Below are 15,245 nucleotides of genomic sequence, written 5' to 3' on the forward strand. Positions count from 1 at the left end.
CATGCTGCGAATCGCCGTGCCGAACAAGGGGTCGCTCGCCGAGACCGCCGCCGAGATGCTCTCGGAGGCCGGGTATACCGGACGTCGCGACTCGAAAGACCTGTACACCGTCGACCCCGTGAACGAGGTCGAGTTCTTCTACCTCCGTCCGCGTGACATCGCGACCTACGTCGGCTCGGGCGCGCTCGACGTCGGCATCACCGGCCGCGACCTGCTGCTCGACGCCCGCATGCCCGGCGCCCGCGAGGTCGAGTCACTCGGCTTCGCCGGTTCGACGTTCCGCTTCGCCGGTCGACCCGGTCGCTTCACCGACATCGCCGACCTCGAGGGTCTGCGCGTCGCGACGGCCTACCCGGGCCTGGTCGACGCCTTCCTCGACGAGCGCGGCATCGCCGTCGACATCGTTCCCCTCGACGGGGCGGTCGAATCGGCCGTGCAGCTCGGAGTGGCGGATGCCGTGGCCGACGTCGTCTCGACCGGAACCACGCTGCGCCAGGCCGGTCTCGAGATCTTCGGGCCGGTGCTGCTCGAGTCCGACGCCGTGCTGATCGCCGGTCCCCAGGAGGCCGAGGGCACCGAGACGCTGCTGCGCCGCCTGCGCGGCGTGCTCGCCGCCCGCACCTACGTGCTGATCGATTACGACCTGCCCGCTCACCTGATCGAGCAGGCCGTCGCCGTGGCCCCGGGCCTGGAGTCGCCGACGATCTCGCCACTCCGCGATCCCGAATGGGTGGCCGTGCGGGTCATGAGCCCGCGCCGCGACGTCAACCAGGTCATGGACGCCCTCTACGCGATCGGCGCGCGCGCGATCCTCGTCACCGAGATCCTCGCCGCGAGGCTCTGATGACCCTCGCGCGTCGCGTCATCCCCTGCCTCGACGTCGCCGCGGGCCGCGTCGTCAAGGGCGTCAACTTCCTCGACCTGCGCGACATGGGCGATCCGGTCGAGCTCGCGAAGCTCTACTTCGAGCAGGGGGCCGACGAGGTCACCTTCCTCGACGTGACGGCGACGGTCGACGAGCGCTCCACGACCTACGACGTCGTGCGCCGCACGGCCGAGCAGGTCTTCATCCCGCTCACCGTCGGCGGGGGAGTGCGCTCGAGCGACGACGTCGCGCGCCTGCTCGCGGTCGGTGCCGACAAGATCGGCGTCAACTCGGCCGCGATCGCACGGCCTGCCCTGATCGACGAGATCGCCGACCGCTTCGGCGCGCAGGTGATCGTGCTCTCGCTCGACGTCAAGCGGGCGGCATCCACCCCCTCGGGCTTCGTCGTGACCACTCACGGCGGCCGCACCGAGACGACCCTGGACGCCCTCGAATGGGCGCGCGAGGCGGTCGAGCGCGGAGCCGGCGAACTGCTGGTCAACTCGATCGACGCCGACGGCACGAAGCAGGGCTTCGACCTCGAGCTCGTGCGCCTCATGCGCCAGGTCGCCGCGGTCCCCGTGATCGCCTCGGGCGGGGCGGGCGCTCTCGAACACTTCGCCCCGGCCGTGCAGGCCGGCGCCGACGCCGTGCTCGCGGCATCGGTGTTCCACTCCGGCCAGCTCACCGTGGGACAGGTCAAAGACGCCATGGCCGCCGAAGGGATCGAGGTGCGCCGATGAGCGTCGACCGTGTGAAGTACGACGCCGACGGTCTCGTGGCCGCGGTCATCCAGCAGTTCGACTCGCGCGAGGTGCTGATGGTCGGGTGGATGGATGCCGAGGCCCTCAACCGCACGCTCACCACGGGCCGCGTGACGTTCTGGTCACGTTCGCGTCAGGAGTACTGGCGCAAGGGCGACACCTCGGGCCACATCCAGCTGGTCAAGGGCGCGCGCCTGGACTGCGACGGCGACACCCTGTTGATCGAGGTCGACCAGATCGGCGCCGCGTGCCACACGGGCGATCACACCTGCTTCGACGCCGACGACCTGCACCCGGTCGTGGGGGAGCGCTGATGCGTCGCGCGCGTTCCTCGGCGGTCCTCGCAATGCTCCTCGCCGGAGCGATCGGGGTCATCGCCTCGACGCAGACGTGGATCGACGTCACCCTCGACGACGGCGCGCAGCAGACGCTGGCCGTCCCGGGCGCCGAGGCGCTTCCGGTGCTCACTCCGCTGAGCCTTGCGGCCCTGGCCCTGGGCGCCGCCCTCTCGATCGTCGGTCCGGTGCTGCGCTACGTCTTCGGCGCGCTGGGGGTGCTCATCGCGGCGTTCGTGGGCTTCGGGACCGTTCAGATCCTGTTCTCGACTCCCGTCTCGGCGACGGCGGCGACCGTCACCGACGCGACGGGCATCTCGGGAACGGATGCCGTGGCCTCGCTCGTCTCGGGCCTGTCCCTGACCCCGTGGCCGACGGTGACGCTCATCGCTCAGGTCGTGCTGTTCGCGGCATCCCTCTTCACTCTCGTCACCGCTCGCCGTTGGGCCTCCGGGGCGAGCCGCAAGTACCGCACGGCCGAAGAGGCGCGCACCGCCACGGGGCGCCCGCACGACGCGATCGACTCGTGGGACGACCTCTCGCGCGGCGACGACCCCACCGCCTGAGCGAACCTCGCGACATCGAGACGTCGGCGCCGGGAGCGCACCCCCGCTTCGGTAGACTGAACGGACGCTTTCCCCCGCGCTCGCGCGCGACTGTAAGGAGCCCCATGAGCAACCCCATCGGCGACCCCGGCCACGGACACTCGCCCGCCGCCTGGACGGCCGTGATCATCATGCTCGTCGCGTTCACGCTCGGCACGCTGTTCTTCTGGCTCGACATGCCCGTCATGGTGTGGGCCTCGGTGGGTCTGCTCGTCGTCGGCGCCATCGTCGGCTGGGCCATGACCAAGGCCGGCTACGGCGCGAACGGCGCGAAGTCCAACCCGAAGGCCCACTGATGGCGCTGGCCGATCTCACGGCCGGAGCGGTTGAGGACGCCGAGGAGCGCGCGCAGTCGCGACCCCTCGCCGAGGTCGAACGCGATGCTCTCGCGCAGACGCCGGCGCGCGACGCGCTGGCGATGCTCGCCCCCGGCGACCGCGTGAAGATCATCGCCGAGGTGAAGCGCGCGAGCCCGTCTCGCGGAGACCTCGCGGCGATCCCCGACCCCGCCCGTCAGGCGCGCCTGTACGAAGAGGGCGGTGCGTCCGCGATCTCCGTGCTCACCGAGCGCCGCAAGTTCAAGGGCAGCCTCGCCGACCTCGAAGCCGTTCGTTCGGCCGTGAGCGTCCCGGTGCTGCGCAAGGACTTCATCGCGACGCCCTACCAGGTGCTCGAGGCCCGCGCCTCGGGGGCAGACCTCGTGCTGCTGATCGTCGCGGCCCTCGACCAGAAGACGCTCACCGAGCTCTACGGTCTCGTCACCGACCTGGGCATGACCGCCCTCGTCGAGACGCACTCGGCCGACGAGCTCGAGCGTGCGTCGCAGCTGGGCGCGAAGCTCATCGGCGTGAACGCCCGCAACCTCTCGACCTTCGAGCTCGACCGCGACCTGTTCGGTTCGCTGGTCGAGCGTTTCCCCGCGGATGCCGTGAAGATCGCCGAATCGGCCGTCCTCGCCCCCGCCGATGTGGCGCACTACCGCGCGGCGGGTGCCGACGTCGTGCTCGTGGGCGAGGCCCTCGTCACCGGCGACCCCGTCGCCACGCTCCGCGCGTTCCTCCAGGAGACGTCATGACCACCGCTCCCACCCAGAACCTGCGCGATCAGAAGGGGCCGTTCTTCGGCGACTTCGGCGGGCGTTTCATGCCCGAATCGCTCATCGCCGCGATCGACGAGCTCACCGCGGTCTACGAGTCGGCAATGGCCGACCCCGCGTTCCACACCGAGCTGCGCGCGCTGCTGCACGACTACGCGGGTCGCCCCTCGGTGCTCACCGAGGTGCCGCGCTTCGCCGAGCACGCCGGAGGCGCGCGCGTCTTCCTCAAGCGCGAAGACCTCAACCACACCGGCTCGCACAAGATCAACAACGTGCTGGGCCAGGCGCTGCTGACCAAGCGCCTCGGCAAGACGCGCGTGATCGCCGAGACCGGTGCCGGTCAGCACGGCGTCGCCACCGCGACCGCCGCGGCCCTGTTCGGCCTCGAGTGCGTCGTCTACATGGGCGAGGTCGACACCGAGCGTCAGGCCCTCAACGTGGCCCGCATGCGCCTCCTCGGCGCCGAGGTGATCCCCGTCACGACCGGCTCGCGCACTCTGAAGGACGCGATCAACGAGGCCTACCGCGACTGGGTCGCCTCGGTTGAGACGACCAACTACATCTTCGGCACCGCCGCGGGCCCGCACCCGTTCCCGGCGATGGTGCGCGACTTCCAGAAGATCATCGGCGAAGAGACGCGCGCCGAGTTCCTCGAGCGCCTCGGCCGCCTCCCCGACGCCGTGTTCGCGTGCGTCGGCGGCGGCTCCAACGCGATCGGCATGTTCGACGCGTTCCTCGACGACGAGGGCGTGGCCCTCTACGGCGTCGAGGCGGCCGGCGACGGCGTCGACACCCCCAAGCACGCGGCCTCGATCGAGCGGGGTCGCCCCGGCGTCCTGCACGGCGCGCGCACCTACGTGCTGCAGGACGAAGACGGCCAGACCACCGAGTCGCACTCGATCTCGGCCGGCCTCGATTACCCCGGCGTCGGTCCCGAGCACGCGTGGCTCGCCGACATCGGCCGCGCGCAGTACATCCCGGCCACCGACGACGAGGCGATGCAGGCCCTGCGTCTGCTCTCGCGCACCGAGGGCATCATCCCGGCGATCGAGTCGGCCCACGCCCTCGCCGGAGCCCTGCGCATCGGTCGCGAGTTGGGTCCGGATGCCGTGATCGCCATCAACCTCTCCGGTCGCGGCGACAAGGACATGGACACCGCAGCGCGCTACTTCGACCTCTACGACGCCGAACACGCGCCGGAGGGCCCCGAGGGCGCCCCGCAGACGCGAGCGGCCGAGACCGTGGCATCCGCCCCCGGCTCGCCCGTCGACGTGACCCCGGCTCCGGACGCGGCCAGCGGCGCGGGAGTCGAGCTGTGACCTCTCGCGTCTCGGCGGCCATCGAGGCCGCCCACGCCGAGGGCCGCGGCGCCTTCGTCGGCTACCTCCCCGCCGGTTTCCCCGACGTCGCCACGAGCATCGAGGCGGCCGTCGCGCTGGCCGAGGCCGGAGCCGACGTCATCGAGCTCGGCCCGCCCTACAGCGACCCGGTGATGGACGGCCTGGTCATCCAAGAGGCGACGCAGACGGCGCTCGCGAACGGGTTCCGCATGCGCGACCTGTTCACGATCATCCGCGAGGTCACCGCGCGCACCGACGTGCCGATCCTCGTCATGACGTACTGGAACCTCGTCGAGCAGTACGGCGTCGACCGATACGCCGACGAGCTCGTCGCCGCGGGCGGTGCGGGCCTCATCACGCCCGATGTGACCCCGGATGCCGCGGCCCAGTGGATCGAGACGAGCACGCGCACCGGCCTCGACCGGGTGTTCCTCGCCGCCCCCACCTCGTCGGACGAGCGGTTGAAGATGATCGTCGAGGCCTCCACAGGCTTCGTGTACACCGTCTCGACCATGGGCATCACGGGGGAGCGCGCCTCTCTCGACGCCGCCGCGCGAAGCCTGGTCGAGCGCCTGCGCTCGTTCGGCGCCGAGCACGCGTGCGTGGGCATCGGCATCTCGAACGCCGAGCAGGTGGCCGGAGTCGCGGAGTACGCCGACGGAGCGATCGTGGGGACGGCACTGGTCAAGGCGCTCCGCGACGGTGGCGTCGACGGCCTGTCGACCCTCGCGCGGGAGCTGTCTGCGGGCACCGCGCAGCGCGCCTAGACTCGAACCCATGACGTTCGCCCTCTCGAGCGCCGCCTCCGGCGTGCTCGCCAGCATCCCGAGCCCGACCATCTCGTACGTCGACCTCGGTCCGCTCCGCATCCACTTCTATGCCCTGTGCATCGTCGCGGGCATCATCGTCGCGATCTTCCTGACGAACGCCCGCCTGACACGTCGCGGCGCCGAGAAGTGGGTCGTCATCGACATCTGCCTGCTGGCCGTGCCGCTCGCGATCATCGTGGCGCGCATCTACCACGTCGCCACGCACGCGGGCTTCTATTTCGGCCCCGGCTCGAACCCCTGGAACATCACCCAGCCCGGCTCGGTCTGGGCGATCTGGGAGGGCGGCATCGCCATCTACGGTGCCCTCATCGGCGGCGCGATCGGCGCCGTCCTCGGGTGCAAGTGGACCGGCATCCGCTTCTGGACCTTCGCCGACGCGCTGGCGCCCGGCCTCATCATCGCCCAGGCCATGGGGCGCTTCGGCAACTGGTTCAACCAGGAGCTCTTCGGTCAGCCCACCGACCTGCCGTGGGGCCTCGAGATCGCTGCGGGAAACCCCGCCATTCCGGTCGGCCTGCCCGCCGGCACGCTCTTCCACCCCACCTTCGCGTACGAGGTCATCTGGAACCTCCTGGGTGCCGCTGTCATCCTGTACGTCGGCACGCGCTTCACCCTGCAGTGGGGCAAGCAGTTCGCGATCTACCTCGTCTGGTACTCCGCCGGTCGCATCGTGTGGGAGTCGATCCGCGTCGACCCGAGCGACATCATCCTGGGGCTGCGCACGAACGTGTGGGCCGCCATCTTCGGCGTGATCCTCGGCATCGTGATCTTCATCGTGCAGTCGCGCCGTCACCACGGCTACGAGCCCTCGCCGTACGTGCCGGGGCGCGAGTCGAAGGCTTCGGGGGCTGTAGACTCAGGCGACCCCTCTGACTTCGTCGACGTGAGCGAGCCGCCCGCGACGAGCGACACCGTCGGCACCAGCGCCACAAGCAGCCCCGCCACGAACTAACACTCTGGGCCGACGTCGTCCCATTCGAAGCATCAACGTGAGGACGGTTGATATGGCTTCCAGCCTGCGTTCCGACACCGTCGGAGGCGCATTCCCCGCCCGCCAGGGAATGTACGACCCGTCGTTCGAGAAAGACGCCTGTGGCCTCGCCATGGTCGCCACTCTCCGCGGCGAAGCCGGACACGACATCATCGATCTGGCGCTGACAGCGCTGCGCAACCTCGAGCACCGCGGTGCCATCGGGTCCGACGCGGGCACCGGTGACGGCGCCGGCATCCTGACCCAGATGCCCGACGCCTTCCTGCGTGCCGTCGTCGACTTCGACCTGCCGCCGGTCGGGGAGTACGCCGCGGGAATGATCTTCCTGCCGCTCGGTCACGACGAGCGTGCCGCGATGAAGGCGGGGATCGAAGAGATCGCGCGTCACGAGAACCTCGAGGTCCTCGGCTGGCGCGAGGTGCCGGTCGAGCCCGCGAACCTGGGCAAGCTGGCCTTCGAGGCGCGTCCCGCCTTCGAGCAGCTCTTCGTGTCGCGCCCGGCCACCGGCGACGAGCCGGCGCTGTCCGGCATCGCTCTCGACCGCCGCGTGTACCGCCTGCGCAAGCGTGCCCGTCACGAACTCGAGGCGTACTTCGTGTCGCTGTCGAGCCGGACGCTCGGCTACAAGGGCATGGTCACGACGCTGCAGCTCGAGCCGTTCTACCCCGACCTGCAGGACGAGCGCTTCGCCTCGGAGCTCGCGGTCGTGCACTCGCGCTACTCGACCAACACCTTCCCGTCGTGGCCGCTCGCGCAGCCGCTGCGCATGCTGGCGCACAACGGCGAGATCAACACGGTCAAGGGCAACCGCAACTGGATGCGCGCGCGACAGTCGCAGCTCGAATCCGAGCTGATCGGCGACGTCCGCCCGCTGCTTCCGATCTGCACCGAGGGCGCCAGCGACTCGGCATCCTTCGACGAGGTCCTCGAACTGCTGACCCTCACGGGCCGCAGCCTGCCTCACGCGATCATGATGATGGTCCCCGAGGCGTACGAGAAGCAGGCGACGATCGACCCCGCCCTGCGCGCCTTCTACGACTTCCACTCCATGCAGATGGAGCCGTGGGACGGCCCCGCCGCCCTGATCTTCACTGACGGCACGCTGGTCGGCGCGACCCTCGACCGCAACGGGCTCCGCCCGGGCCGCTGGACCGAAACCACCGACGGCCTCGTCGTCATCGGCTCCGAGACGGGCGTCCTCGACTTCGCGCCCGAGCGCATCAAGCGCCGCGGCCGCCTGCAGCCCGGTCGCATGTTCCTCGTCGACACGGCCCAGCGCCGCATCGTCGAGGACGAGGAGATCAAGTCCGACCTCGCCGCGCTCCACCCCTGGGGCGAGTGGGTCGACAAGGGCCGCGTCAAGCTCAGCGAGCTCCCCGAGCGCGAGCACATCGTGCACCCGATCGCCTCGATCACCCGGCGCCAGCGCACCTTCGGCTACACCGAAGAAGAGGTGCGCATGCTGCTCACGCCCATGGGCCAGGGCGGCACCGAACCGCTCGGCGCCATGGGCAGCGACGCACCCGTCGCCGTGCTCAGCGACCGTCCGCGCCTGCTCTTCGACTACTTCTCGCAGCAGTTCGCGCAGGTCACCAACCCGCCGCTCGACTCGATCCGCGAAGAGGTCGTCACCTCGCTCTCGCTGGGCCTCGGCCCCGAGCGCAACCTCCTCGATTGGGGCCCCGAGCACACCCGCACGGTGACGCTCGACTTCCCCGTCATCGACAACGACGAGCTCGCGAAGATCCAGCACATCGACACCGCCCTGCCCGGGCGCTCGTCGGTGACGATCCGCGGCCTGTACCGCGTCGAGGCCGGGCACAAGGGCCTGCAGAAGCGCCTCACGCAGATGTGCACCGAGGTCGACCAGGCCATCGAGGACGGCGCCGAGTTCATCGTGCTCAGCGACCGCGACTCGAACAAGGACCTGGCTCCCATCCCGTCGCTGCTCATGCTCGCGGCCGTGCACCACCACCTCATCCGCAAAGAGACCCGCATGAAGGTCGGTCTCGTGGTCGAGGCCGGCGATGTGCGCGAGGTGCACCACGTGGCGACCCTCATCGGTTACGGCGCCTCGGCGGTCAACCCGTACCTGGCGATGGAGACCGTCGAGTACCTCGTGCGCGCCGGCTTCATCACCAACATCACGCCCGAGAAGGCCGTCAAGAACCTGATCTACGCGCTCGGTAAGGGCGTGCTGAAGATCATGTCGAAGATGGGCATCTCGACCGTGTCGTCGTACGCCGGCGCCCAGGTGTTCGAGGCCGTGGGCCTGTCGCGCGACTTCATCGACGCGTACTTCACCGGCACCGAGACCAAGCTCGGCGGTGTGGGCCTCGACGTCATCGCGGCCGAGAACGCCGCGCGCCACGAGTACGCCTACCCGCAAGATGCAGCGGCCCGTGCGCACGAGCGCCTGTGGACCGGCGGCGAGTACCAGTGGCGCCGCGACGGTGCCCCGCACCTGTTCAACCCCGACACGGTGTTCCGCCTCCAGCACGCCACGCGCGAGCGTCGGTACGACATCTTCCGCGAGTACACGCAGCTGATCGACGACCAGGCGCATGAGCTGAAGACCCTCCGCGGTCTCTTCGGCCTGCGCACGGGAACGCGACCCGCCGTCCCGATCGATGAGGTCGAGCCCGTCTCGGCGATCGTCAAGCGCTTCTCCACCGGTGCGATGAGCTACGGCTCGATCTCGAAAGAGGCGCACGAGGTGCTCGCCGTCGCGATGAACCGCATCGGCGGCAAGTCCAACACCGGTGAGGGCGGAGAAGACGTCGACCGTCTGCTCGACCCCGAGCGTCGCAGTGCCATCAAGCAGGTGGCATCCGGTCGCTTCGGGGTGACGAGCCTGTACCTGACCAAGGCCGACGACATCCAGATCAAGCTCGCGCAGGGCGCCAAGCCCGGCGAAGGCGGTCAGCTGCCGCCGACCAAGGTGTACCCGTGGGTGGCGCGCACGCGGCACGCGACCGCGGGTGTCGGGCTCATCTCGCCGCCGCCGCACCACGACATCTACTCGATCGAAGACCTCAAGCAGCTCATCTTCGACCTCAAGCGCGCCAACCCCTCGGCCCGCATCCACACCAAGCTGGTCAGCCAGTCGGGTATCGGTGCGGTCGCCGCGGGTGTCGCCAAGGCGCTCAGCGACGTCATCCTGGTCTCGGGCCAGGACGGCGGCACGGGTGCGAGCCCGATGAACTCGCTCAAGCACGCCGGCACCCCGTGGGAGCTGGGCCTGGCCGAGACGCAGCAGACGCTCATGCTCAACGGCATGCGCGACCGCGTGGTCGTGCAGGTCGACGGTCAGATGAAGACCGGTCGCGACGTCATCATCGGCGCACTCCTGGGTGCCGAGGAGTTCGGCTTCGCCACCGCTCCGCTCGTGGTCTCGGGCTGCATCATGATGCGCGTGTGCCACCTCGACACCTGCCCCGTGGGCGTCGCGACGCAGAACCCCGTGCTGCGTGAGCGCTTCACCGGCAAGGCCGAGTACGTCATCAACTTCATGGAGTTCATCGCGCAAGAGGTGCGCGAGTACCTCGCCGCCCTCGGCTACCGCTCGATCGACGAGATCGTCGGACGCGCGGAGCTGCTCGATGCCAACGAGGCGATCCAGCACTGGAAGGCCCGGGGCCTCAACCTCGCGCCCATCCTCGAAGGACCCCGCTTCGCCGAGGACGAGCCGCGCCGCCACGGGCGCAACCAGGATCACGAGCTCGAGGACCACTTCGACGTGCAGCTCATCGAGCGCGCGCAGGACGTCATCGCGCACGGGGGTCAGCTCACGATCGAGCTCCCGATCCGCAACACCGCGCGCGCCGTGGGGACCATGCTCGGCCACCACGTCACCAAGGCGCGGGGCGAGCACGGTCTGCCCGAGAACTCGATCGACGTGCGTCTGACCGGCTCGGCCGGGCAGTCGTTCGGCGCGTTCATGCCGGCCGGCATCACGCTGCGCCTCGAGGGCGACTCCAACGACTACGTCGGCAAGGGCCTATCGGGCGGCACGATCATCGTGCGTCCGCCGCGCGGCTCGAGCTTCGCGGCGTCCGAGAACGTCATCGCCGGAAACGTCATCGGCTACGGCGCCACGCAGGGGCAGATGTTCCTCAACGGCGTCGTGGGCGAGCGCTTCCTGGTGCGCAACTCCGGAGCGACGGCGGTCGTCGAGGGCGTGGGAGACCACGCGCTCGAGTACATGACCGGTGGTCTCGCCGTGATCCTCGGCGCCACGGGCCGCAACCTCGGCGCCGGCATGTCGGGCGGCCAGGCCTACGTCTACAAGCTCGACCGCGATCTCGTGAACCGCGAGGCCATGGCATCCGGTGAGCTCGAACTCGGCGCCCTCGGATCGGGGGATGCCGAGATCCTCCGCGACCTGCTCGAAAAGCACGTCGCAGAGACCGATTCCACCCTCGCCCGTCGTCTGCTAGACGACTTCGAGACCGAGGTGGACAACTTCGTCCGGGTGCTGCCGCGCGACTACGCCGCCGTGCTGCAGACCCGCCAGGAGGCGGTCACCGAGGGGCTCGACCCCGACGGCGACGTCGTCTGGAAGCGCATTCTGGAGGTGACGGGTGGCTGACCCGAAGGGCTTTCTCAAGGTCACGGAGCGCGAGCTCCCCAAGCGCCGGCCGGTGCCGGTGCGCATCATGGACTGGAAAGAGGTGTACGAGCCGGGTGATTCGGCCGTCATCAAGCGCCAGGCCGGTCGCTGCATGGACTGCGGCATCCCGTTCTGCCACAAGGGCTGCCCGCTCGGGAACCTGATCCCCGAGTGGAACGACCTCACGTGGCGCGGCGAGGGCCGCGCGGCCATCGAGCGCCTGCACGCGACGAACAACTTCCCGGAGTTCACCGGTCGTCTGTGCCCCGCGCCCTGCGAGAGCTCGTGCGTGCTCGGCATCAACCAGCCGGCCGTCACGATCAAGCAGGTCGAGGTCTCGATCATCGACGAGGCGTTCGGCAACGGTTGGGTCGAGCCCGAGCCGCCCGAGCGCCTGACCGGCAAGACCGTCGCCGTCGTGGGCTCCGGCCCCGCCGGCCTCGCCGCCGCCCAGCAGCTCACGCGCGCCGGCCACACGGTCGCGGTCTTCGAGCGCGACGACCGCATCGGCGGGCTGCTGCGCTACGGCATCCCCGACTTCAAGATGGAGAAGCGCCACCTCGAGCTGCGCCTGCGGCAGATGCAGGCCGAGGGCACGCGCTTCCGCGCCGGCGTCGAGATCGGCAAGGACGTCTCGTGGAGCGACCTGCGGGCGCGCTACGACGCCGTCGTGGTGGCCACCGGTTCGACGGTGCCGCGCGACCTCGCCATCCCCGGCCGCGACCTCGACGGCGTGCACTACGCCATGGAGTACCTCATCGAGGGCAACAAGGCCGTCGCCGGCGACCAGGTGCCGCACCAGATCACCGCCGAGGGCAAGCACGTCGTCGTCATCGGTGGTGGCGACACCGGAGCCGACTGCATCGGCACCGCCCACCGCCAGGGTGCGCTGAGCGTCACCAACCTCGCGATCGGCAAGCAGCCCCCGTCGGAGCGTCCGGCCGAGCAGCCGTGGCCGATGATGCCGAACCTGTTCGAGATGGCATCCGCTCACGAGGAGGGCGGGGAGCGCACGTTCCTCGCCTCGACCGTGGAGTTCCTCGGCAACGCCGCGGGAGAGGTGCGAGCGCTGCGCGTCGCCGAGACCGAGTACGTCGACGGCCGCCGCGTCCCCAAGAGCGGCACCGAGCGCGAGATCCCGGCCGACCTGGTCCTCATCGCGATGGGCTTCACCGGCCCTGAGCGCGAGCACCTCGAGAGCCAGCTCGGCACGCAGTTCACGAACCGCGGAAACGTGGAGCGCGACGCGACCTACGCCACCACCACCCCGGGGGTGTTCGTCGCCGGAGATGCCGGTCGCGGACAGTCCCTCATCGTGTGGGCCATCGCCGAAGGCCGTGCGGCCGCCGCCGAGGTCGACACGTTCCTCATGGGCGAGACGGTGCTGCCCGCGCCGGTGCGCCCGACCGATGTCGCCATCGGCCTCCTGCCCGCCTAAGCTGGCAAGGGCCGATCGGCCACTTCCCGAAAATTTCACGGAGCTTGAAACCGGATGAGACGCGCCAAGATCGTCGCAACACTCGGGCCCGCCACGTCGTCGTATGAGATGGTTCGCGCCATCATCGACGCCGGTGTGGATGTCGCCCGCCTCAACCTGAGCCACGGAGATTACTCCGTGCACGACGCCAACTTCGCCAACGTGCGCAAGGCGGCAGAAGACGCCGGACGCCCGGTCGCGGCCCTCGTCGACCTGCAGGGCCCGAAGATCCGCCTCGGCAAGTTCGAGAACGGTCCCCACGACCTGCTGCCCGGTGACATCTTCAAGATCACCATCGAGGACATCCTCGGCACCAAAGAGATCGTCGGCACGACCTTCAAGGGCCTGCCCCAGGACGTGCGCCCCGGCGACTTCCTGCTCATCGACGACGGCAAGGTCCGTGTCGAGGTCGTCGAGACCGACGGCACCGTCGTGACCACCAAGGTCATCGTCGGCGGCCCGGTCTCGAACAACAAGGGCATCAACCTGCCCGGCGTGGCCGTGAACGTCCCCGCACTGAGCGAGAAGGACGAGGCGGACCTCCGCTGGGGCCTGAACGCCGGCGCCGACCTCATCGCCCTGTCGTTCGTCCGCGACGCCAAGGACATCGAGCGCGTCCACGAGATCATGGCCGAAGAGGGGCGCTACGTGCCCGTCATCGCGAAGATCGAGAAGCCGCAGGCGGTCGACAACCTCGAGGAGATCATCGACGCCTTCGACGGCATCATGGTCGCCCGCGGTGACCTCGGTGTCGAGCTGCCCCTCGAGGCCGTCCCGATCGTGCAGAAGCGCGCGGTCGAGCTCGCCCGCCGCATGGCCAAGCCCGTCATCGTCGCGACGCAGATGCTCGAGTCGATGATCAACAGCCCGGTCCCCACGCGCGCCGAGACCAGCGACGTCGCCAACGCCGTCCTCGACGGTGCGGACGCGGTCATGCTCTCGGGCGAGACCAGCGTCGGCGACTACCCGGTCGTGGTCGTCGAGACCATGGCGCGCATCGTCGCGTCCACCGAGGAGCACGGCCTCGAGCGCATCGCGCCGCTGACCAACAAGCCCCGCACGCAGGGTGGTGCCATCACGCTCGCCGCCGTCGAGGTGGCCGACTTCGTCGAGGCGAAGTTCCTCTGCGTGTTCACCGAGTCGGGTGACTCGGCGCGCCGCATGTCGCGTCTGCGTTCGACCATCCCGATGATCGCCTTCACGCCCGAGCCCGGCATCCGCCGTCGCCTCGCGCTGACGTGGGGCGTGCGCTCCACGCTGGTGGAGCACGTGTCGCACACCGACAAGATGTTCCTGCAGGTCGACGACTACCTGCTCTCGCACAAGCTGGCCGAGGTGGGGGACAAGGTCGTCGTGATCTCCGGTTCCCCTCCCGGAATCGCGGGCTCGACGAACGACCTGCGCGTCCACCGCGTGGGCGACGCCGTGCACGGCGCAGCGCCCGTCTACAAAGAGGTCTGAGCCTCGATGACGCGCGCCGGGTCCGCCCGGCGCGCGTCTTCGCGTTCCCACCCCGGTCTCGCCGCCGGTAAGTTGGGAGGGCAACACCTGCCGGTGTGGCGGAATGGCAGACGCGGGGCACTCAAAATGCTCTGTCGAAAGACGTGTGGGTTCGAGTCCCACCACCGGTACCCGTGACAGCACCCGAGTGATGGGGGCTGCGATCCGGGGCTTCTGGCCCCCGCAGACTTAGGATGGTTCCGTGACTGATCAAGAAGCCGTTCCGGCCAGCGCTCCGGCCGCTCCCCGACGCGTCGTCGTCGCGGAAGACGAGTCGCTCATCCGCCTCGACATCGTCGAGATCCTCCGCGACAACGGCTTCGACGTCGTCGGCGAGGCCGGCGACGGAGAGACCGCCGTCCAGCTCGCGACCGAGCTGCGCCCCGATCTGGTGATCATGGACGTCAAGATGCCGCAGCTCGACGGCATCAGCGCAGCCGAGAAGCTCAGCAAGAACCACATCGCCCCGGTCGTGCTGCTCACCGCCTTCAGCCAGAAGGAGCTCGTCGAGCGGGCCAGCGAGGCCGGCGCTCTGGCGTACGTGGTCAAGCCCTTCACCCCGAACGACCTGCTCCCCGCGATCGAGATCGCCCTCGCCCGCTACGAGCAGATCATCACGCTCGAGGCCGAGGTCGCCGACATGGTCGAGCGCTTCGAGACCCGCAAGCTCGTCGACCGGGCTAAGGGCCTTCTCAACGAGAAGATGGGTCTGAGCGAACCCGAGGCCTTCCGCTGGATCCAGAAGGCGTCGATGGACCGCCGCCTCACCATGCAGGACGTCGCCAAGGCGATCATCGAGCAGCTCGCCCCCAAGAAGGGCTGAGCGAGAC

At 69.6% G+C, this 15,245-nt stretch carries 13 protein-coding genes and 1 tRNA gene; all 14 read left to right on the forward strand.

The window, feature by feature from the left end:
- The first annotated feature begins 1 nt into the window (after position 1).
- Entirely contained in the window at positions 2-844 is an 843-nt protein-coding gene (gene hisG / locus ASE56_RS15555; protein WP_056231810.1) for an ATP phosphoribosyltransferase, read from the forward strand.
- Positions 844-1,608 (forward strand): imidazole glycerol phosphate synthase subunit HisF, encoded by a 765-nt coding sequence (gene hisF, locus ASE56_RS15560; RefSeq protein ID WP_056231813.1) that lies wholly within the window; start codon positions 844-846, stop codon positions 1,606-1,608. The genes hisG and hisF overlap by 1 nt, the downstream gene beginning before the upstream one ends.
- Positions 1,605-1,943: a phosphoribosyl-AMP cyclohydrolase gene (gene hisI / locus ASE56_RS15565; protein WP_056231816.1), complete on the forward strand. Its 339-nt coding sequence runs from the start codon at positions 1,605-1,607 to the stop codon at positions 1,941-1,943. The genes hisF and hisI overlap by 4 nt, the downstream gene beginning before the upstream one ends.
- Entirely contained in the window at positions 1,943-2,530 is a 588-nt protein-coding gene (locus ASE56_RS15570) for a Trp biosynthesis-associated membrane protein (protein WP_056231821.1), read from the forward strand. Before hisI ends, ASE56_RS15570 begins: the two co-directional genes overlap by 1 nt.
- Before the next feature lie 104 nt (positions 2,531-2,634).
- The gene (locus ASE56_RS15575; protein WP_056231824.1) at positions 2,635-2,865 is read left to right on the forward strand and encodes a DUF6704 family protein; all 231 of its coding nucleotides are present in this window, start codon (positions 2,635-2,637) and stop codon (positions 2,863-2,865) included.
- Positions 2,865-3,644, forward strand: a complete 780-nt coding sequence (gene trpC / locus ASE56_RS15580; RefSeq protein WP_056231827.1) for an indole-3-glycerol phosphate synthase TrpC — start codon at positions 2,865-2,867, stop codon at positions 3,642-3,644. The genes ASE56_RS15575 and trpC overlap by 1 nt, the downstream gene beginning before the upstream one ends.
- Positions 3,641-4,984, forward strand: a complete 1,344-nt coding sequence (gene trpB / locus ASE56_RS15585; RefSeq protein WP_056231830.1) for a tryptophan synthase subunit beta — start codon at positions 3,641-3,643, stop codon at positions 4,982-4,984. The genes trpC and trpB overlap by 4 nt, the downstream gene beginning before the upstream one ends.
- Positions 4,981-5,772 (forward strand): tryptophan synthase subunit alpha, encoded by a 792-nt coding sequence (trpA, locus tag ASE56_RS15590; RefSeq protein ID WP_056231833.1) that lies wholly within the window; start codon positions 4,981-4,983, stop codon positions 5,770-5,772. Before trpB ends, trpA begins: the two co-directional genes overlap by 4 nt.
- 10 nt (positions 5,773-5,782) lie before the next feature.
- On the forward strand, positions 5,783-6,787 hold the full coding sequence (lgt, locus tag ASE56_RS15595) for a prolipoprotein diacylglyceryl transferase (protein ID WP_056231837.1): 1,005 nt from the start codon (positions 5,783-5,785) through the stop codon (positions 6,785-6,787).
- 52 nt (positions 6,788-6,839) lie between these two features.
- Complete coding sequence (gltB, locus tag ASE56_RS15600) at positions 6,840-11,417, forward strand: glutamate synthase large subunit (protein ID WP_056231840.1); 4,578 nt, start codon at positions 6,840-6,842, stop codon at positions 11,415-11,417.
- Positions 11,410-12,876, forward strand: a complete 1,467-nt coding sequence (locus tag ASE56_RS15605; RefSeq protein ID WP_056231843.1) for a glutamate synthase subunit beta — start codon at positions 11,410-11,412, stop codon at positions 12,874-12,876. The genes gltB and ASE56_RS15605 overlap by 8 nt, the downstream gene beginning before the upstream one ends.
- A 54-nt stretch (positions 12,877-12,930) precedes the next feature.
- On the forward strand, positions 12,931-14,376 hold the full coding sequence (gene pyk / locus ASE56_RS15610; RefSeq protein ID WP_056231846.1) for a pyruvate kinase: 1,446 nt from the start codon (positions 12,931-12,933) through the stop codon (positions 14,374-14,376).
- A gap of 89 nt (positions 14,377-14,465) precedes the next feature.
- Positions 14,466-14,546, forward strand: a tRNA-Leu gene (locus ASE56_RS15615).
- Between the two features lie 71 nt (positions 14,547-14,617).
- Positions 14,618-15,238, forward strand: coding sequence for an ANTAR domain-containing response regulator (locus tag ASE56_RS15620; protein WP_056231849.1), 621 nt, complete (start codon positions 14,618-14,620; stop codon positions 15,236-15,238).
- Positions 15,239-15,245: the final 7 nt, after the last annotated feature.

It is taken from the genome of Microbacterium sp. Leaf203, assembly GCF_001421275.1.
In the GTDB taxonomy this organism is placed as follows: domain Bacteria; phylum Actinomycetota; class Actinomycetes; order Actinomycetales; family Microbacteriaceae; genus Microbacterium; species Microbacterium testaceum_A.